Source organism: Actinoplanes lobatus (assembly GCF_014205215.1).
GTDB classification, from domain to species: Bacteria; Actinomycetota; Actinomycetes; order Mycobacteriales; family Micromonosporaceae; genus Actinoplanes; species Actinoplanes lobatus.
In genome coordinates, this window is record NZ_JACHNC010000001.1 from 9,396,874 (window position 1) to 9,413,837 (window position 16,964).

Genomic DNA, 16,964 nt, shown 5'->3' on the forward strand with positions numbered 1-16,964 from the left:
ACAGCAGGGTCCTCACTCGTAGCGCAGCGCGTCGATGGGACGCAGGCGGGCGGCGCGGGCGGCGGGCAGCCCGCCGAAGAACAGTCCGATCGCGATGGAGACGCCCAGGGCGTACCCGACCGAACTGGGCACGATCACCGGTTTCACCCCGACGATCTCGAACTGGGAGCCGATCAGCGCGGCGGCCACCCCGAGGGCCCCGCCGAGCACACTCAACAGGCTCGCCTCGATCAGGAACTGGGTCAGGATCACCCGCCGGGGCGCGCCGAGCGCCTTGCGGATGCCGATCTCCCGGGTCCGCTCGGTGACCGTGACGAGCATGATGTTGGTGATCCCGATGCCGCCGACCAGCAGACTGATCGCGGCCACCGCCCCGAGCAGGGTGGTGAACGTGTCGGCGGTCTCGGTCTGCGTCTCCAGCAGCGACGACGCGTTCTGGATCCGGTACGGCGTGCTGGTCGACGACGAGTCCACGTCCAGCTTCTGGTTCAGGATCGTGGAGACCTGACCCTGCACGGCGTCCACCTTGTCCGGGTCGGCCGCCTCGACGATGATCGAGGTGAGCGCGCCGTACCCGGTGAGCACCTGCTGGACCGCGGTGAGCGGGGCGACGGCCGTGTCGTTGGAGTCGTTGAAGCCGGTGGAGCTCTTCTCCTCCAGCACGCCGATGACGGTGAACAGCGCGCCGCCGACGGTGACCTGCTCGTCGATCGGGTCGACGCCGGGGAAGAGTTCCTCGGCGACGGTCTTGCCGATCACCACGACCCGCCGGCCCTGGTCGACGTCGTCGGAGGTGAAAGCCGCGCCCGTCCCGACCGGGGTGGTGGAGGCGGCGAACCAGGCCGGGGTGGTGCCGACGAAGGTGGCCACCGAGTGGTCGGTGCCCTCGTAGGTCATGGTCGCCGACGAGGAGCTGACCACCGGCGACACCGACTTCACGTCCGGCGCCATCTCCTTGTCGGTCAGCGCGTCGGCCATGTCCTTGGTGAGCGACGTGCTGCTCGACCCGCCGCGGCCGGTGCTCATCACCGTGATCGTGTTGGTGCCCAGCGCCTCGATCCGGTCGCTGATCGTCTTGGCCGAGCCGTTGCCGACCGCGACCAGCAGGATCACCGCGGCCACACCGATCAGGATGCCGAGCATGGTGAGCGCGGAGCGCAGCTTGTTGGCCGACAGTCCGCGCAGCGCGAACCTGATCACCTCGAAGAAGTTCACAGGCTGTGCCGCCCCTCGGCGTAGATGAAGGCCCGGCCCGATGCCGCGTGCACCTGGGCGTGGGCGGCCGCGGCGCCGATCGGCGGGCGGTGCAGCGGCGACTGCCGTACGTCGGTGACGATGCCACCGTCGACCAGGCGGATCAGCCGCTTGGCGCGGGCGCCGACCTCGTCCTCGTGCGTGATGATCACGATGGTGCGGCCGGCGGCGCTCAGGTCGTCGAAGACCTGGAGCACGTCGTCGGTGGACTTGGAGTCCAGGTTGCCGGTCGGCTCGTCGGCGAGCAGCAGGGCCGGCTCGGTGACCAGCGCCCGGGCCACCGCGACACGCTGCTGCTGGCCGCCGGAGAGCTGGTTGGGCTCGTGGCCGGCCCGGTCGGCGAGACCGACCACGTCCAGTGCCGCCATGGCGCGGCGGCGGCGCTCCTTCGGCTTGACCCCGGCGTACGCCAGCGGCAGCTCGACGTTGGCCACCGCGGTGGTCCGCGGGATCAGGTTGAACGACTGGAAGATGAAGCCGATCAGGCGGTTCCGGGCCAGCGCCAGCTGGCCGTCGGAGAGCCGGCTGACGTCCACGCCGTCCAGCAGGTACTGCCCCGAGCTGGGGATGTCCAGCGCGCCCAGGATGTTCATCAGGGTCGACTTGCCGGAGCCGGACGAGCCCATGATCGCCACGTAGTCGCCGCGCTCGACGGTGAGGGAGACCCCGCGCAGCGCGTGCACGGTCGCCTCACCCTGACCGTAGATCTTCTTCAGGTCGGTGACCTGGAGGACCGGCCGGCTCACTGCGGCCTCCCGCCGCCACCCTGAGGACCGCCGCCGCCACCGGTGAAGCCGCCGCCGCCGAAGCCGCTGCCGCCGCCCGGGAAGCCGCCCTGCTGGCTGCCGCTGGTGCTGGTCGAGGTGGTCTTGACGACGACCTGCTCGCCCGCGGTCAGACCGGAGGTGATCTCGGTGGCCGAGTCGCCCTCCAGACCGATCTCCACCGACCGGGTCTCCTGGAGGCCGTTGGCGACCACCGTGACGGTGTGCCGGTTGCCGACCGTGGTGATCGCGGCCGCGTTGACCAGCACGACGTTCTCCTTGGAGCCGGTGGTGACCGACACCGAGACGGTCTGGCCGACCTTCGCGCCGGTCGGCACCTTGTCCAGGGACAGCGTCACGCCGTAGGTGACCACGCTGTTCGAGGTGGTGGCCGACGGGTCGATGGCCGCGACCTTGGCGCTCTGCGAGACGCCGCTGAGCGCGTTCCAGGTGACCGTGGCGACCTGCTTCTCCTTGAGGCTGGTCGCGTCCGCCTCGGCGAAGCTCGCCGCGACCTGCATCTTGGTGAGGTCGGCGATCTCGATGAACCCGCTCGACGAGGAGGACGAGGACGAGGAGCTGGAGGATCCGCCGCCCTGCGAGCCGCCGCCGGAGGAACCGGAGGAGGAGGACGAGCTGCCGGAGGCCGAGCCGCCGAGCGTGCCGTTGACGGCGGTGACCGTGCCGGCCATCGGGGCGGTCAGCACCGTTCCGTCGACGCCGGCCTCGGCCTCGTTGACGGCCAGGTTCGCCTCGGTGACCTGGTTGGCGGCCTCGGTGGTGTCCGAGCCGGCGTCCTCGGCCCGGTCCAGGGAGTCCTGGGCCGCGTCCAGGTCGGCCTCGGCGGCGTCCAGCGTGCGCTGCGCGGCGGCCGGGTCGACCTTGGCCAGCACCTGGCCCTTCTTGACCTTGTCACCGACCTTCACGCTGATCGCGGTGACCGTGCCGCTGGTCTCGAACGTGGCACTCGCGGTGCTGGCGCTCTCCAGGGTCCCGTCCGCGGTCGCGGTCTTGCTGACCGTGCCCTGCTGGACGCTGACCGTGCGCTCGGCGGCCGTCGCGGCAGTACCCCCGTCGTCGGTTCCGGAAAATGTCTCGTACACCGTGTAGGCCCCGGCGACGAGAGCTACGCCGATGACGGCGTTGACCACCAACGACGGGTGGCGGCTCAGGCGTACCTTCATGGCTGCACACTCTGCGGCCGTGGGCTATGAGGAGCTTCGGCGAAACCTGGGAGCCAGCTCAAAACCTCACGCCGAGTCACCGACGGCGGGAAGTTCCACCCGGAAGGTGGCCCCGCCGCCCGGTGTCTCGCGGTAGGCCACGGCACCGCCGTGCCCCTCCACGATGGCCGCCACGATCGCCAGGCCCAGCCCGGAACCGCCGCCCATGGAGCGGGTACGGCTGGAGTCGGCCCGGTAGAGCCGCTCGAAGATGCGGTCCACGTGCTCCGGCGGCACCCCCGGCCCGTTGTCGCACACCTCCAGGACCGCCACCGGGAAGCCGTCCTCGGATGTGGCCAACCCGACACGTACCGTGACGATGGTTTCGGGCGGTGTGTGGTTGAGCGCGTTGGCCACCAGATTGGTGACCACCTGCCGCAGCCCGTGGTCGTCGCCCAGCACGGTGGGCGGCTCGAAGGTGTCCTCGTCGTCGCTGAGCCCGGCGAGCAGCACCTTCCGGCCCGGCATGCGGGCGTGCGCGTCCCGGATGGTGTCGGCGGCGATCTCCAGCAGGTCCACCCGGCGCAGGTCGAGGGTGCGCTGCTGGTCCATCCGGGCCAGCCGGAGCAGGTCCTCGACCAGCACCGCCATGCGGGCCGACTCGGCCTCGATCCGGGCAAGCGTCTCGTCCAGCTGCGGGCCGGGCGGCGCCCCGCCGCGCCGGTACAGCTCGGCCCAGCCGCGGATCGAGGTGAGCGGGGTGCGCAGCTCGTGCGAGGCGTCCGCGACGAACTGGCGCAGCCGCTGCTCCGAGGCGGTACGCGCGCTGACCTCACCCTCGATCCGGGTGAGCATGGCGTTCAGGGCCAGGCCGAGGCGGCCCGGCTCGGTGTGCGGGTCGGTGTCCGGGATCCGGCCGGACAGGTTGCCGCCGGAGATGTCCGCGGCCACCGCCTCCATCTCGGTGAGCGGCCGTAACCCGATCCGCACCACGAACGCGGCCCCGAGCCCGAGCACCGTCAGCACCAGCAGCATCACCCCGGCGTCGATCAGCATGAGCTGCTGGGTGAGCTGTTCCACCTCCTCCATCGAGGAGCCGATCAGCACGTACCCGCCGGTGTCGCCGGACGGGACGGCCATCACCCGCCAGTCCGAGCCGGCGGCCGTCGGGACGGTGAACGGCCGTCCGGTGGCGGCCCGCTCGACGACCTCGGCGAGCGGCGCCACCTCGGGACGCTTCTCGTCGGTGGGTGTGCTGTTGGCGGTGTCCAGGGTCCCGTCGGCGTTGTAGAAGTACACGATCTGGTCCGGGCCGAGGCCACGGAACCGGCCGGGACGGGGCCCGAAGCGCATCGGGTTGGCGTCGGCGAACGGCCGGCTGATGCCGCTCAGCTGCTCATCGATCCGGTCCTGCTGGTACTTGCGGATCAGCAGCAGGCCGGTGATGTTGGCGACCACCACGGCGATCGCGGACAGCACGCCGACGACCAGGACCAGCCTGGATCTGAGAGTCCAATAGCGCCAGGGCGTCACTCGTCGCCGCGAGGGAGTCTGAGCGCGTACCCGACTCCGCGCACGGTGTGGATCAGCGGCGGATCGCTCTTGTCGATCTTCCGCCGCAGGTAGTAGACGTAGGACTCCACGATGCGGCCGTCGCCCCCGAAGTCGTACTTCCACACCCGGTCCAGGATCTGCGCCTTGCTGACCACCCGGCCCGCGTTGATCAGCAGGTAGCGCAGCAGGTTGAACTCCGTCGGGGACAGCTCGATCAGACGGCCCGCCCGCCGCACCTCGTGGGCGTCCTCGTCCATTTCCAGGTCCGCGTACCGCAGCACCCCGGTGTCCTCTTGCGGTTCCTCCGGCTGGCTGCGGCGCAGGATCGCGCGTATCCGTAGCACGACCTCCTCGAGACTGAACGGCTTGGTGACATAGTCGTCCGCGCCGGCTGACAGTCCCAGGATGCGATCCTCCACCGCGTCCCTGGCGGTCAGGAACAGGACCGGGACCCGGTGGCCGGCGGCCCGCAGCCGCTGGGCCACCTCGATCCCGTCCACGTCCGGAAGCATCACGTCGAGGACGATCAGATCCGGCTCGAACTCCTGCACCGCGATCAGGGCGGCGTTACCCGACTCGGCCACCCGCACGTCGAAGGCGACCAGCCGCAACGTCGCGCTGAGCAGCGCGGAGATGTTCGGCTCGTCGTCGACGACCAGGACACGGGCGGGCCGTGCCGCGGGGTCGAGCGTGGTCACGGAACCTCGGGTATCGGAAAGCACCGCATAGAACTATCAGCGTTTTCTTTGAAGAACCTATGAACGGGAAGGGAGGAACCTACCAGGAACGGGCCACCGGGTCGCCCACGGCGAGACCGGACACGATCTCCGTGTACTGGTCGCCGCGCAGGCCCAGTTTCACCTGCGTGGCGGCCCCGTCCTTGAGCACGGTGCCGTTCTCCCCGGACACATCGTGCACCGCGGTGCTGGGCACCCGCAGCACATCGTCCTTGCTGCCGGTGGTCACCCGTACGTTGGCGCTCTGCCCGACCAGCAGCTCGTCCGGGGCGTCGTCGAAGGAGAGCACGACGCCGAAGCGGGTGAGCGTGCCGTCGCTGGTGCCGACCGGGTCGACCTGCACCACCGTCGCGTCGAACGTCTCGCCGGCCCGGTCGGCGAGAGTGATCACCGCCTTCTGGGTGACCGCCAGGCGGTCCGCGTCGGCCTCCGGGAAGTCGGCGCTGATCTGCATGTCGTAGACGTCGGCCAGGGTGATGAAGGTGGACCCGGACTTGGCGCTGCTGCCCACCTTGCCGCTCACCGAGATGATCTTCCCGGCGATCGGGGCGGTGATGGTGGCGCCGTCCAGGGCCTCCTCGGCCTCCTCCAGGGTCACCTCGGCCGCGTTCACCCGCTGCTGGGCGCTCAGGATGGAGTCACTGCCGGACGTGCCGCCACGGGAGGAGCCACCCGCGGAGGAGGAGCAGGTCTTCGTACCGGTGGCGCTCGGTTTCGAGGTCTTGGTCCTGGTCGGCGTGGGCGAGGTCGTCGCGGTGGCCGACGGAGAGGCGCTGGCCGAAGCCGAAGCCGAAGCCGAAGGCGAGGCGGAAGCGGACGTCGTGTAGGCGGCGGCCACATTGCAGCCGGTGGAGGACGAGGACGTGGACGAGGCCTTCGTCAGCGCGTCCTGCGCGTCGTCGAGCGCGTCCTGCGCGTCGTCGACCGCCTCGGCCGCGTCCGTGTCGTCGACGGTCGCCAGCACCTGCCCGGCCGTCACCGTCGTGCCGGCCCGCACCTTGACCGTCTCCACCGTCCCCGACACCGCGAACGACAGGCTGCGCGTCTGCGCCGCCTGCAACGTGCCGGTGGTGGCGACCTCGGTGGTCACCTCACCCTTGTCCACCTCGACGGTCTCGGCCGCCTTCGACTCCTCCTGCGCGGCGCCGGCCGTCAGCGCCCGCACCACGCCGAAGGCGACCAGTGCGAGCACGACGACCGCCACGCCGAGCCAGATCAAACGCCGGCGACCGGCCAGTGCAACACCCATGGTCGCCGAGTGTGACCACCGGTCCTCGCCGCGGGCTCGGTCCTACCTGGGAGTTCGCTCGGAGGCCGGTTCACTCGGAGTCCCAGAAACGCGTTCTTAGGTAACTCCTAGGGTCGTCCGACCTTCCGCACAGGTGCGGCCGCTTTCCTTCACACGTTCCCGCTCGTTGACATCTCACTAAGGAGTCCGGTGATCATTTCGAAGCGCACCGCGGGCATCTTCGCGGTCTCGGTGGCCATGCTGTTCACGGCGGCCTGCGGCGGATCGGAAGAGGCCGGCACCGACAGCGGCACCACCGGCCAGAACGGTGGCGGCGGCAACAACGCGTTCGCCGCCTACATCAGCTGCCTCAACGAGAACGGCGTCACCATCACGATGCCCTCCGGCGGCCCCGGCGGCGGTGGCGCCCGCCCGTCCGGCGCACCCGACGGCGTCCGGCCCTCCGGCGCTCCCGACGGCGTCCGCCCGTCCGGCCAGCCGCGCCCCTCCGGCAGCGCGGGCCAGCGCGGCGGCGGCTTCCCCGGCGGTGGCGGTTTCAGCAAGCCCGAGGGCGTCGACGACGCGACCTGGCAGAAGGCCCAGGAGGCGTGCGCGTCGGTCCGCCCGAGCATGGGCGCCGGCCGCGGCAACCCCGGCGGCGGCGACCAGGGCGGCGGCACTCCGGGCGGCGGCAACGCGAACGCCGCCTACGAGAACTGCCTCAAGGAGAACGGCGTCACCGACCCGGCCAAGGTCGACACCACCGACGCCACCGCGAAGAAGGCCGTCGAGACCTGCTCGGTGCTCAAGCCCGCGTCCTAGAACACAAGACCACCGTGCCGGCGCCGCCGTCCCCCCGTCGTTGCGGCGCCGGCACGGTCAATACCCGGGCACCCGCGCCGCACTCACCGCAGGCGCGGGTCGCCCCTTTCCAAGCCCGATTTCGTACGCGGTGAGCTGTCGGCAGAAGCACCACCCTGTCCCCGGATGACGACCGGACATCCCCAGAACCGACGACCTCCCCACTCCCGCAAAACGCCGCCGGTGACGAGGCAGCTGATTTGCCGACGCAGCGGGGTGTGCTGCGGCGGGAAATCACCTGCCTCGTCACCGGTTACCAGGCGTTTTGCCGCGGAGCGAAGCGGAGCCATCAGGCCCGGGGCCGGTCGTGCCGCGGACCACCAGGCGGGGTGGGATGACCAGCTCCCGGAGTCCGATGGGTGTGCCCTCGATCCGCGCGACGGCCCGCTCGACCGCGCCCGCCGCCATGGTGTCGATGTCCTGGCCGATGGTGGTCAGGTCGATGTGCGCGAGCCGGCTCAGGCCGGTGTCGTCGTAACCCACCACGCTGATGTCCCCGGGCACGCTGAGCCCGTTGCGGCGCAGGACGTCCAGCAAACCGGTCGCGCTCAGGTCGTTGAAGACGGTCACCGCGGTCGGCGGGTCCACCAGCAGCCGCTCCGCGGCCCGGGCGCCGTCCTCCTCCCCGGCACCGCCGGACACCACCCGGATGTGCTCGGCCAGCCCGTGCCGCCGCATCGCCTCCTGGTAGCCGGACCGCCGCTCGGCCGACCCGTGCCACTCCCCGCCGTCGACGTGGGCGATCCGCCGGTGCCCGAGCCCGACCAGGTGATCGACGGCCTGGTGGGAGCCGAGCGCGTCGTCGTTGTGCACCACGTCGACGTCGCGCCGCCGGGCCGCGCGCATCATCGCCACCACCGGGAGGCGGGCCGCGATCGACGCCAGCTCGGAGGCCCGTAACTGGCCGCCGAACAGCACCAGCGCCTCGCACCGGTCCTGCAGCAGGTCGCCGATGGCCGTACGCTCGCCGCGCCGTGGTGTCACCGCGCTCAGGGTGAGTTGATATCCGGCCTTGCCGGCCGCGTCGTAGAGCCCGGTGAGCAGGTCGTGATGGAACGGGTGCCGCACGTCGAAGACGACCCCGAGCAGCCGGCTGCGACCGCTGCGCAACAGCCGGGCCCGGCTGTCCGGCTGGTATCCGAGCCGGCGCGCCACCTCCAGCACCCGCTCCCGGGTGGCGGCCCCGGCTCCGGGCGCGCCGCGCATCACGATCGACGCCAGTGCCACCGACACCCCGGCCTCGGCCGCGACGTCGGCGAGGGTAGTCCGCCGCTCCGCTGACTGCATGGCGGCATCCTACGTTGTGATCACTAGAACGTTCTATTCGCTGAAGAACTAGAACGTTCTAGAGTCTCCGGACGTGGAGACACTGACCGACCGCCGCCGCTGGGCGGCCCTGCTCGCCCTGTCCCTGGGCGGTTTCGGACTCGGCCTGACCGAGTTCGTGGCCATGGGACTGCTACCCGACATGGCACGCGACCTGATGCCCGAGTCGTACGTCGCCTCGGTCCCGGACGCACTGGCCCACACCGGCTGGATGATCACGATCTACGCGCTCGGCGTCGTCGTGGGCGCGCCGACGATCGCCGTGATCACCGCCCGGCAGCCCCGCCGACGGCTGGTGCTCGGCCTGCTCGCCGTGTTCGTCGTCTTCACCACGGCATCCGCGCTGGCGCCCACCTTCGAGCTGGTCCTGGCCGCCCGGTTCGGCGCGGCCCTGGCACACGGCGCCTACTTCGGGGCAGCCGGTCTGCTGGCCGCCGCCATCCTGGGACCCGGCAACCAGGGACGCGGCGTCTCCATCGTGATCGGCGGGCTGACCGCGGCCAACCTCGCCGGCGTCCCGCTGATCACCGTGCTCGGGCAGAACCACGGTTGGCGGGCCGCGTACCTCGCCGTCGCCGCCGTCTTCGCCCTCAGCCTGCTCGCCGTCCTGGCCACCGTGCCCACCGTGGCGGCCGCCCCCGGCGGCTCGCCCCGCGCCGAGCTGCTCGCCTTCCGCAACCCGCAGGTATGGCTGGTCGCCGCCGCCGTCGCCGTCGGGACCAGCGGCTTCTTCGCGGTGAACAGCTACGTCGCGCCGATCACCACACACGTGGCCGGCCTGTCCGAGGCGGCCGTCCCGTGGGTGCTCGCCTGCATGGGCCTGGGCATGACCGTCGGCATCGCCCTCGGCGGGGTCGCCGCCGACCGCGACCTGCGGCGCGCCGTCCTGATCGGATTCGCCGGACTGATCGGCTCGGTCACCCTGTTCGGCCTGACCGCGGTGCACCCGGCCGGCCTGTTCCCGGCCGCCTTCCTGGTCGGCGCGGCCAGCCTCTTCATCGTCCCCGCGCTGCAGTCCCGCCTCATCGCGGTCGCCCCGGGCGCCCAGCTGATGGGCGCCGCGGTCAACCAGTCCTCCCTGAACATCGCCAACGCCACCGGCGCCGCCCTCGGTGGTGCCGTCATCGCCGCGGGGTGGGGCTATCTGGCGTCCGCATGGCTGGGCGTCGCCCTGACCCTCGCCGGCCTGCTCCTGACCCTGCTCAGCTTCCGCCTCGACACCCGCACCCCAGCCCCGGCCCCCACTCCCGTCCCCGCCTGATCCCCCTCCCCAAACCCACCCCCGAACCACCCCCGGCCGGCCCCACCCCCAAACGCACCACCCCCGGCCGGCCCCACCCCCAAACGCACCACCCCCCCCCGGCCGGCCCCACCCCCGAACTCAACCCCCTCGGGGACCACCGCCCGGCCGGCCCCACCGGCGGCACCTGCCCTCCACCGCGATCAACCCGCCCAGCACCCTCGGCGCTCGACGCACCTCCACCACCAAGACGGCCAATCTTGGACGATCTCCCACCAAATCCGGTGGCAAAACGTCCAAGATCGCAGGCGGACGCAACGCGATCAGGACCAACCGCCCGAACGACGGACGGCCACACCGGCAAGAGCCCCGACCAGCGCAATCTTGGACGATCCCCCACCGGACTCGGTGGCTAAACGTCCAAGATCGCGGGCGGACGCAACGCGATCAGGACCAACCGCCCGAACGACGGACGGCCACACCGGCAAGAGCCCCGACCAGCGCAATCTTGGACAATCTCCCACCGGATTCGGTGGCGAAGCGTCCAAGATCGCAGGCGGACGCAACGCGACCAGGACCAACCGCCCGAACGACGGACGGCCACACCAGCAAGAGCCCCGACCAGCGCGATCTTGGACGATCCCCCACCGGATTCGGTGGCGAAGCGTCCAAGATCGGCAGCGAGGCCGGCGGCACGAAGGCAGAGGCAGCGCGGATGCGGGAGCCGTCGGGGCGCGCCGGGGGTCAGAGGTTGGCCTCGGCGAGGATGCGGAGGATCTGGGCGTGCGGGAGGTTGGGGTTGGCGGCGGCCCGCCCGTGGATCTCCGGGTCCGCCAGCAACTCGACGACCCGGGCCGCTGACAGGCGCGGGTCGTCGGCCAGGAAGGCGCGGACGTACGGATCGGGGTCGCGGCTGAGCCGGTCGATCAGCGCGGCCGGCGCCTCAGGGTCAAGGCGGGCCAGGGCCCTGGCCCGCCCGGAAGGGTAGCCCGCATAGCCGGCCGGACCAGCCCACCCTGAAGAGGGATCCGCATGGACGGCCGGACCGGGCCGTCCGGAAGGGTGGGTGGCCAGGCCGGCGCGGGGGAACACCGGGTGCGCGAGCAGCTCCTCGTCGCCGGTTTCCAGGTAGGTGCGGAGCACCAGCTCACCGGGCGCGCCCGCCTGGTGCGAGCAGAGCGCCGACCGCACGAGCGGATCCCCGTCCCCCGCCAGCAGCGCGATCAGATCGTCCGGCAGGTCCGGATGACCGGCGGCGCCACGCCGGAGCAGAGGATGGCGGGAATGGGCGCAGCGCCGCAGTTCCGAGGGCCCGGCCGCGACCACCCACCCCGGTACGGGGACATCCTCCGGAATCGGGCAGTCGATGGCCGCCCGCTCGTCCTCGTCGAGTTCCGGCCGTACCGACACGGCGAGCCGGACCCGCGGTGACGGATCGGCCGCCAGCCGCCGCACCCACGGGGCCGGCAGTTCCGGGTCGGCGGCGGCCTGGGCCCGGTTCCACGGCGAGTCTCCGGAGGCGTAGGCGACGGCCTGGTCACGGCCCATCGTCGGTTCCTGGAACGGTTTGCGTTCGAGGAGTTCCCGGGCGGCTTCGGCGATCCGGGGGTACGGGTCGCGGGTGAGCCGGTTCAGCACGTCGGGGGGTGTGCCGGGCAGGAAGGTCAGCATGTCCCGTACCAGTCGCTCGGGGTGTTCGGCGAGCCGGCGGTGGACCCAGTGCGGAAGCGGTCCGGCCCAGCGGGTGTGCGGGCCTTCGAGGAGGGCGTGCAGCACGTCGATGTTGAGGTCGCCGGCGAGCCGGGCGCGTTGTTCGCCGGTCGCGCCGGGGCTCTGGGCGAGGGCTTCGCGGACGGCCGGGTCGGGGTGGGTGGCGAGGGCGTCGAACGCCTCGTCGGTCCATTCCCGGCGGGCGGTGACGTGCCGCGGGCCGACCCGTTCGTCGCCGGCGAGCAGGAGCAGCGTCTCGGCCGGGAGGGCGGGATTGCACGCCAGTGCACGGAGCCGGTCGCGGACGGGATCGGCGGTCAGGGCGTCCTCCACAGCGGCGGTCGATGCGGGCGAGCCGCGTGAGCATAATCGGGTGCGCACCGGAGAGAAACCCGACTGGGGCGAAGGCCACCCGGCCTCCGCCCCGCGGGGCCGAGGGATCAGCCGATGGGGCAGGAACTGCGGTAGTCGGAGATGGACACGCTGCTCGGGCCGGGGCAGATGAACTGGTCGTAGCGGGTGTCGTTGTCGACGAACCGCTTCAGCCAGGCGGTCGCCTGCACCGCGGTCGGCGTGTTCACCGACTGCGGGAAGAAGTGGCTGGCGTTGTTGAGCTCCAGGTAGGACTTCTCCGCCGAGGCCGGGATGCTGGTGTAGAACGGGATGGAGTGGCTGGACACCGGCGCGATGGTGTCGCTCTCCCCGCCGACGATCAGTGTCGGCACCCGCAGTTCGCTCCACGACTTGTCCGTGTTCCACGGCGCCAGCGGCACGGCGGCCTGGAGGGACGGCCGGTCGCTGGCCGCTTCGAGGCTGCCGCCGCCGCCCATCGAGTGCCCGGCCACGGCGAGCCGGCTGGAGTCGATGCGGGTGCGTACCGAACTGCGCTGGGTCAGGTAGTCGAGCGCGGCCAGCAGCTGGTCGCCGCGGGAGCCGGGCTGGTCGGCGGTGGTGAGGGTCTCGATGCCGATGACCACGAAGCCGTGCGAGGCCAGGCGCGGGCCGAGCCAGGAGATGCTGGACCAGTAGGCGGTGAAGCCGGGCGAGATGGCGATCGCCCCGAAGGTGCCGTCGGCGGTCGTGGTCGGGTAGTAGATCTCGCCGCCGCCGAAGCCGGTCGCGGAGAGGCGGGAGACGGAGGTCTGGCTGACGGCGTAGGGCCCGCGGGAGGCCTGGAGCGCGGCCAGGGTGGGGTCGGGGCCCCGCTCGTACGGGTTGTCGGCGGCCTGTGCCGCGACGGCGCCGGGGCCGGCGACGAGGGCTACCGCGGCGGCGGCGATGAGCAGCGCCCGGCGAGCGCGGCCGGGAACGGTTCTCTGGTGCACGTCGACTCTCCTTACTGGGGAAACGGATCGACGAGCGTCAGTTTCGGCACTTCGCGGGCAGGTACACATCGGCGAAATCACCTACGTCGCGTCATCGCCCGGCAACATCCCGGAAATTTCATCAGCCGAAATGGTCTTCCGCGCGGACCCCCGGCACGGAACACTCGCCGCATGTTTGATGCACCGGCAGTGCAGAAAGTTCGGCCGGCCGCGCACACCGAGATCGGCCGCCTCCTGTCCGCCGCCGCGTCCGGCCGGGGCGGCGTCCTCGTCGTCTCCGGCGCCCCCGGCGAGGGACGGTCCACCCTGCTGCGCACGTTCGCGGCCGAGCCAGGCTGGACGGTTCTCACCGCCTGCGGGCATCCGGACGAGCGCGAATTCACGTACGCCGGACTGCGCGGCCTGCTCACCCCCGTCGGTGACCGGCTCGCCCACCTCGCTCCCGCGCCGCGCGAAGCGCTGGCGCACGCTCTCTGCGGCGCCGGCCCCGGCGATCCGGTCACCCTCGGACTCGCCACCCTCGCCCTTCTGCGTACGGCGACGCGCACCCGCCCCCTGCTGTGCCTGATCGACGACGCCCACCTGCTGGACCGGGCATCCTGGCAGGCGCTCACGTTCGCCGCCCGCCGCCTCGGCCCGGAGCGGGTCGCCATGGTCTGGTCGTTCCCGGCCGGCGCCGAACCGCCCGGCCCGCCGGTGCACCGCCTCACCCCGCTGGACCCGGTGGAGTCCCGCGCGATCCTCGCCGGTCACGCCCCCGACCTGGCCGAGGATGTCGCCGGCACGCTGACCGAGCTGGCCGCCGGCAACCCGGCCGCCCTGGTCGACCTGGCCGCCGCTCTCACCCCGCAACAGCGCCGCGGGTACGCCCCGCCGCCGGAGTCGCTGCCCCCGGACAGCCCGCTGCGCCGCCGGCTCGCCGCCGAACTGAGCACCCTGCCGCCCCGGACCCGCCACCTGCTGCACCTCGCGGCCGCGGCCCCGGACGCCTCCCCGGACACACTGCTGGCCGCCGCGTCCCCGTCCGGCGAGGCGACCGGGCCGGTGCTCGGGGACTTCGCGGCGGCCGAGCGGGCGGGGCTGGTCAGCGTCTCGGCGGCGGGCGTGCGGTTCCGTAGTCCGTTGATGCGCGCGGTGGCGTACACGGAAATGCCGGTGGCCCGGCGCCGGACCGCCCACGCCGCGGTGGCCGGGATTCTCCAGGCGCGTGGCGCGATCCTGCCCGCGCTGCTGCATCGCGCCGCGGCCGCCTCCGGGCCGGACGACCGGCTGGCGCGCGAACTGGCCGAGGCCGCCCGCTCGGCGGATCCGGCGGTGGCCGCCGAGGCCCGCCGGTACGCCGCGGCGCTCTCCCCCACCCCCGGCGGAAGGGCCGGCCTGCTGCTGGACGCGGCCCGCTCGGCGTGGCTGGCCGGCCGCCCGCACGAGGCCGGCCAGCTGATCCGCCGGATCCCGCCGGCCGGCGGCAACGCCCGGGTCCGGGCCCGCGGCCTGACCGCCGAGATGAGCCTGCCGGAGGGCCGGCCGGGCGCCCGCGACGTGCTGCTGGACGTGGCCGCCGAACTGGCCGAGACCGATCCGGGCACGGCCCTGGAGGCGCTCGCCCTGGCCGGTGAGTCGGCCTGCCGGTCCGGGGAGCAGAGCCGCTACTCGGCGCTGGCCCGCCGGGTCGCCGCCGGGCAGCGCGGTGACGAGCCGCCCGCCGTGGCGCTGGCCTTCCACCATGTCGCCGGGCTGGCGCGGATCGCCGACGGTGACGAGCCGGGCGCGTTCGTACGGCTCCGGGAGGCGGTGGCGCTGGCCGACCGGGTCGCCGAACCGGGCCCGCTGCTGCGCGCCGCGACCGCCGGCATCCTGGTCGGCGACCCGCGCCGGGCCGGTGCGCTGGCCGGGCGCGCGGCGGTGCTGGCCCGCGAGGCCGGCGCGGCCGTGCTGGTTCCGCAGGCGCTGGAGCTGGCCGCCCTGTCCGGGATGGCGGCCGGCGACTACCCGGCCGCGAACGAGGCCGCCATGGACGGCGCGGCGGTGGCCCGCGGCACCGGGCAGCCGATCCTGGCCGGCACCCATCTGGCCGTGCTGGCGGTGCTGGCCGCCCTGGTCGGTGACCGGGAGACGGCGCTGACCCGGATCGCGGCGGTCGGCGACGGCCCGTCCCGGCCGCTGTGCGAATGGGCGCTGGCCCTGCTCGACCTGGTCGACGGGAGATTCCCGGCGGCCGCCGAACGGCTGCTGGCCGTGGTGACCGGACCGCCCGGGCCGGGGTCGGCGCTGCTGCGGGTGGCGGTGGTGCCGCACCTGCTGGAGGCCGCCGCGCAGATCGGCCTGCGGGAGCCGGTGGAGCCGGTCGCGGTGGCCTTCGACCGCTGGTCGGGGCGGACCGGGCAGCCGGGCTGGCTGGCGCTGCGGGACCGGTGCCGGGCACTGCGGGCCGACGACGGCGAGGCCGCGGCCGGGCACTTCGGCGCGGCGCTCGCCCACGACGGGGAGGCCGGCTTCCCGCGGGCGCACACCGAACTGCTCTACGGCCGGCTGCTGCGCCGGCAGCGGCGGCACGTGGCGGCACGCACCCATCTGCGCCGGGCCGCCGAGACGTTCCGGCTGATGGACGCCGGGCCGTGGGCGGCGCAGAGCGTCCGCGAGCTGCGCGCCGCCGGTGAACGGGTGGAGGCGCCGGCGCCCACCGGCCCGGCGCTGACCGCCCAGCAGGAACGGATCGCGTCGCTGGTGGCCGGTGGCGCCACCAACCGGGAGGTGGCGCAGGAGCTGCACCTGAGCCCGCGGACGGTGGACCACCATCTGCGCAACGTCTTCGCCCGCCTGGGGGTCCGCTCCCGCACCGAGATGGCGCGCCTGATCACGGCCCGGTGAGCCGGGGTCAGCGGCCCGCGTTCCAGGAGAGCAGCACCGGGTCGGCGTCGTGTTCGAACCCGAGGACCGAGATCGTGCCGGTGTCCAGGCGCAGCAGCCCACCGCCGGCCGGCGGCAGCCCGATCCAGCGGGCGCCGGCCACGCGCAGACAGTGCCCGTGGGCCACCAGGGCCACATCTCCGCCGAACCCGCGGGCGCGGGCCAGAACCCGGTCCAGCCGCGCGCCGACCCCGGCCGGGGACTCGCCGCCCGGGCAGCCGTCGGTCCACAGCGACCACCCCGGCCGCCCGGCCCGGATACCGGCCGTGGTGACGCCCTCGTACTCGCCGTAGTCCCACTCGGCCAGATCGTCGACCACCTCGGTCACGGTGAGCCCGGCCAGCTCCGCGGTGCGCAGCGCCCGTTGCCGTGGGCTGGCGAGCACCGCGGCGAAGCTCCGCCCGGCGATCCGTTCCCCGGCGGCACGCGCCTGCCGCTCACCCTCCGCGGTCAACGGCAGATCGGTGTACGACGTGTGCCTGCCCTCGGCGCTCCACTCGGTCTGCCCGTGCCGGATCAGCACGATCTCCGCCATACCGCCGCTCCCTCAGGGCCGTCTCATGCCAGGCGGTCGTCCCCCGGTACGGCGAGCGGGTGCCGCTCCTCGTCCCGGGCGGCCAGCCGTTCGATGGCCCGCAGGTACTGCGGGCGGGTGATGTCGCCGCCGACCAGCTGGGCGGCGAGGACGCCCTCGAGGCAGGTCGGCCTGGCGGTCTCCGCGGGCTCCGCGATCGCGGCGGCCGGTGCCCGGTGGGCCTGGTCGCCCGGTGCGGGCCACAGGGCCAGGATTGCGGCGGCGATCAGACCGAGTGTCGCCACCAGGAGAATCATCATCGGTTACCACCTCCCTACGTGACATCCTCGTCACCCAAAGCAATGATCAGCAGGTGAAGCC

General features: G+C 73.0%; 14 protein-coding genes. 3 read left to right on the forward strand and 11 right to left on the reverse strand.

Going from position 1 to position 16,964, the window contains the following annotated elements; translation table 11 throughout:
- Positions 1 to 12: 12 nt before the first annotated feature.
- The 6 genes from BJ964_RS42735 to BJ964_RS42760 all read right to left on the reverse strand — a co-directional run bounded on the left by BJ964_RS42735 (position 13) and on the right by BJ964_RS42760 (position 6,721).
- The gene (locus tag BJ964_RS42735) at positions 13 to 1,215 is read right to left on the reverse strand and encodes an ABC transporter permease (protein WP_188125979.1); all 1,203 of its coding nucleotides are present in this window, start codon (positions 1,213 to 1,215) and stop codon (positions 13 to 15) included.
- On the reverse strand, positions 1,212 to 2,000 hold the full coding sequence (locus tag BJ964_RS42740) for an ABC transporter ATP-binding protein (protein ID WP_188125980.1): 789 nt from the start codon (positions 1,998 to 2,000) through the stop codon (positions 1,212 to 1,214). Before BJ964_RS42740 ends, BJ964_RS42735 begins: the two co-directional genes overlap by 4 nt.
- Entirely contained in the window at positions 1,997 to 3,202 is a 1,206-nt protein-coding gene (locus tag BJ964_RS42745; protein WP_188125981.1) for an efflux RND transporter periplasmic adaptor subunit, read from the reverse strand. The genes BJ964_RS42740 and BJ964_RS42745 overlap by 4 nt, the downstream gene beginning before the upstream one ends.
- Positions 3,203 to 3,268: 66 nt before the next feature.
- Positions 3,269 to 4,660 carry a sensor histidine kinase gene (locus BJ964_RS42750; RefSeq protein ID WP_229806742.1) on the reverse strand — a complete coding sequence of 464 codons (1,392 nt, stop codon included), beginning with the start codon at positions 4,658 to 4,660 and terminating at the stop codon, positions 3,269 to 3,271.
- A gap of 50 nt (positions 4,661 to 4,710) precedes the next feature.
- The gene (locus tag BJ964_RS42755; RefSeq protein ID WP_188125982.1) at positions 4,711 to 5,433 is read right to left on the reverse strand and encodes a response regulator transcription factor; all 723 of its coding nucleotides are present in this window, start codon (positions 5,431 to 5,433) and stop codon (positions 4,711 to 4,713) included.
- Positions 5,434 to 5,512: 79 nt separating this feature from the next.
- Positions 5,513 to 6,721 carry an efflux RND transporter periplasmic adaptor subunit gene (locus BJ964_RS42760; RefSeq protein ID WP_188125983.1) on the reverse strand — a complete coding sequence of 403 codons (1,209 nt, stop codon included), beginning with the start codon at positions 6,719 to 6,721 and terminating at the stop codon, positions 5,513 to 5,515.
- A gap of 189 nt (positions 6,722 to 6,910) precedes the next feature.
- Here BJ964_RS42760 and BJ964_RS42765 point away from each other — a divergent pair, with 189 nt between their 5' ends.
- Positions 6,911 to 7,522, forward strand: coding sequence for a hypothetical protein (locus BJ964_RS42765; protein ID WP_229806743.1), 612 nt, complete (start codon positions 6,911 to 6,913; stop codon positions 7,520 to 7,522).
- Between the two features lie 285 nt (positions 7,523 to 7,807).
- On the opposite strand, the gene BJ964_RS42770 is transcribed toward BJ964_RS42765, so the two are convergent.
- Positions 7,808 to 8,848 carry a LacI family DNA-binding transcriptional regulator gene (locus BJ964_RS42770; protein WP_188125984.1) on the reverse strand — a complete coding sequence of 347 codons (1,041 nt, stop codon included), beginning with the start codon at positions 8,846 to 8,848 and terminating at the stop codon, positions 7,808 to 7,810.
- 73 nt (positions 8,849 to 8,921) lie between these two features.
- Between BJ964_RS42770 and BJ964_RS42775 the strand changes: the two genes are divergently transcribed.
- Positions 8,922 to 10,148, forward strand: a complete 1,227-nt coding sequence (locus BJ964_RS42775; protein ID WP_188125985.1) for an MFS transporter — start codon at positions 8,922 to 8,924, stop codon at positions 10,146 to 10,148.
- Positions 10,149 to 10,871: 723 nt separating this feature from the next.
- On the opposite strand, the gene BJ964_RS42780 is transcribed toward BJ964_RS42775, so the two are convergent.
- Positions 10,872 to 12,170 (reverse strand): hypothetical protein, encoded by a 1,299-nt coding sequence (locus BJ964_RS42780; protein ID WP_188125986.1) that lies wholly within the window; start codon positions 12,168 to 12,170, stop codon positions 10,872 to 10,874.
- A gap of 107 nt (positions 12,171 to 12,277) precedes the next feature.
- A complete protein-coding gene (locus BJ964_RS42785; RefSeq protein ID WP_407650824.1) occupies positions 12,278 to 13,162 on the reverse strand; it encodes an alpha/beta hydrolase family protein in 885 nt (294 codons plus the stop codon).
- A gap of 171 nt (positions 13,163 to 13,333) precedes the next feature.
- On the opposite strand from BJ964_RS42785, the gene BJ964_RS42790 reads away from it, so the two are divergent.
- Positions 13,334 to 16,030 carry an AAA family ATPase gene (locus BJ964_RS42790; protein WP_188125988.1) on the forward strand — a complete coding sequence of 899 codons (2,697 nt, stop codon included), beginning with the start codon at positions 13,334 to 13,336 and terminating at the stop codon, positions 16,028 to 16,030.
- A 7-nt stretch (positions 16,031 to 16,037) separates the two neighbouring features.
- Here BJ964_RS42790 and BJ964_RS42795 read toward each other — a convergent pair whose 3' ends face one another.
- Positions 16,038 to 16,604: a histidine phosphatase family protein gene (locus tag BJ964_RS42795; protein WP_188125989.1), complete on the reverse strand. Its 567-nt coding sequence runs from the start codon at positions 16,602 to 16,604 to the stop codon at positions 16,038 to 16,040.
- 23 nt (positions 16,605 to 16,627) lie between these two features.
- A complete protein-coding gene (locus BJ964_RS42800; RefSeq protein WP_188125990.1) occupies positions 16,628 to 16,903 on the reverse strand; it encodes a hypothetical protein in 276 nt (91 codons plus the stop codon).
- Positions 16,904 to 16,964: the final 61 nt, after the last annotated feature.

Excerpts from the sequence above, each read along its gene's own strand:
- BJ964_RS42745 (WP_188125981.1), bottom strand. The coding sequence starts at position 3,202 with ATGAAGGTACGCCTGAGCCGCCACCCGTCGTTGGTGGTCAACGCCGTC.
- BJ964_RS42760 (WP_188125983.1), bottom strand. The coding sequence starts at position 6,721 with ATGGGTGTTGCACTGGCCGGTCGCCGGCGTTTGATCTGGCTCGGCGTG.
- BJ964_RS42770 (WP_188125984.1), bottom strand. The coding sequence starts at position 8,848 with ATGCAGTCAGCGGAGCGGCGGACTACCCTCGCCGACGTCGCGGCCGAG.
- BJ964_RS42790 (WP_188125988.1), top strand. The coding sequence starts at position 13,334 with ATGTTTGATGCACCGGCAGTGCAGAAAGTTCGGCCGGCCGCGCACACC.
- BJ964_RS42795 (WP_188125989.1), bottom strand. The coding sequence starts at position 16,604 with ATGGCGGAGATCGTGCTGATCCGGCACGGGCAGACCGAGTGGAGCGCC.
- BJ964_RS42800 (WP_188125990.1), bottom strand. The coding sequence starts at position 16,903 with ATGATGATTCTCCTGGTGGCGACACTCGGTCTGATCGCCGCCGCAATC.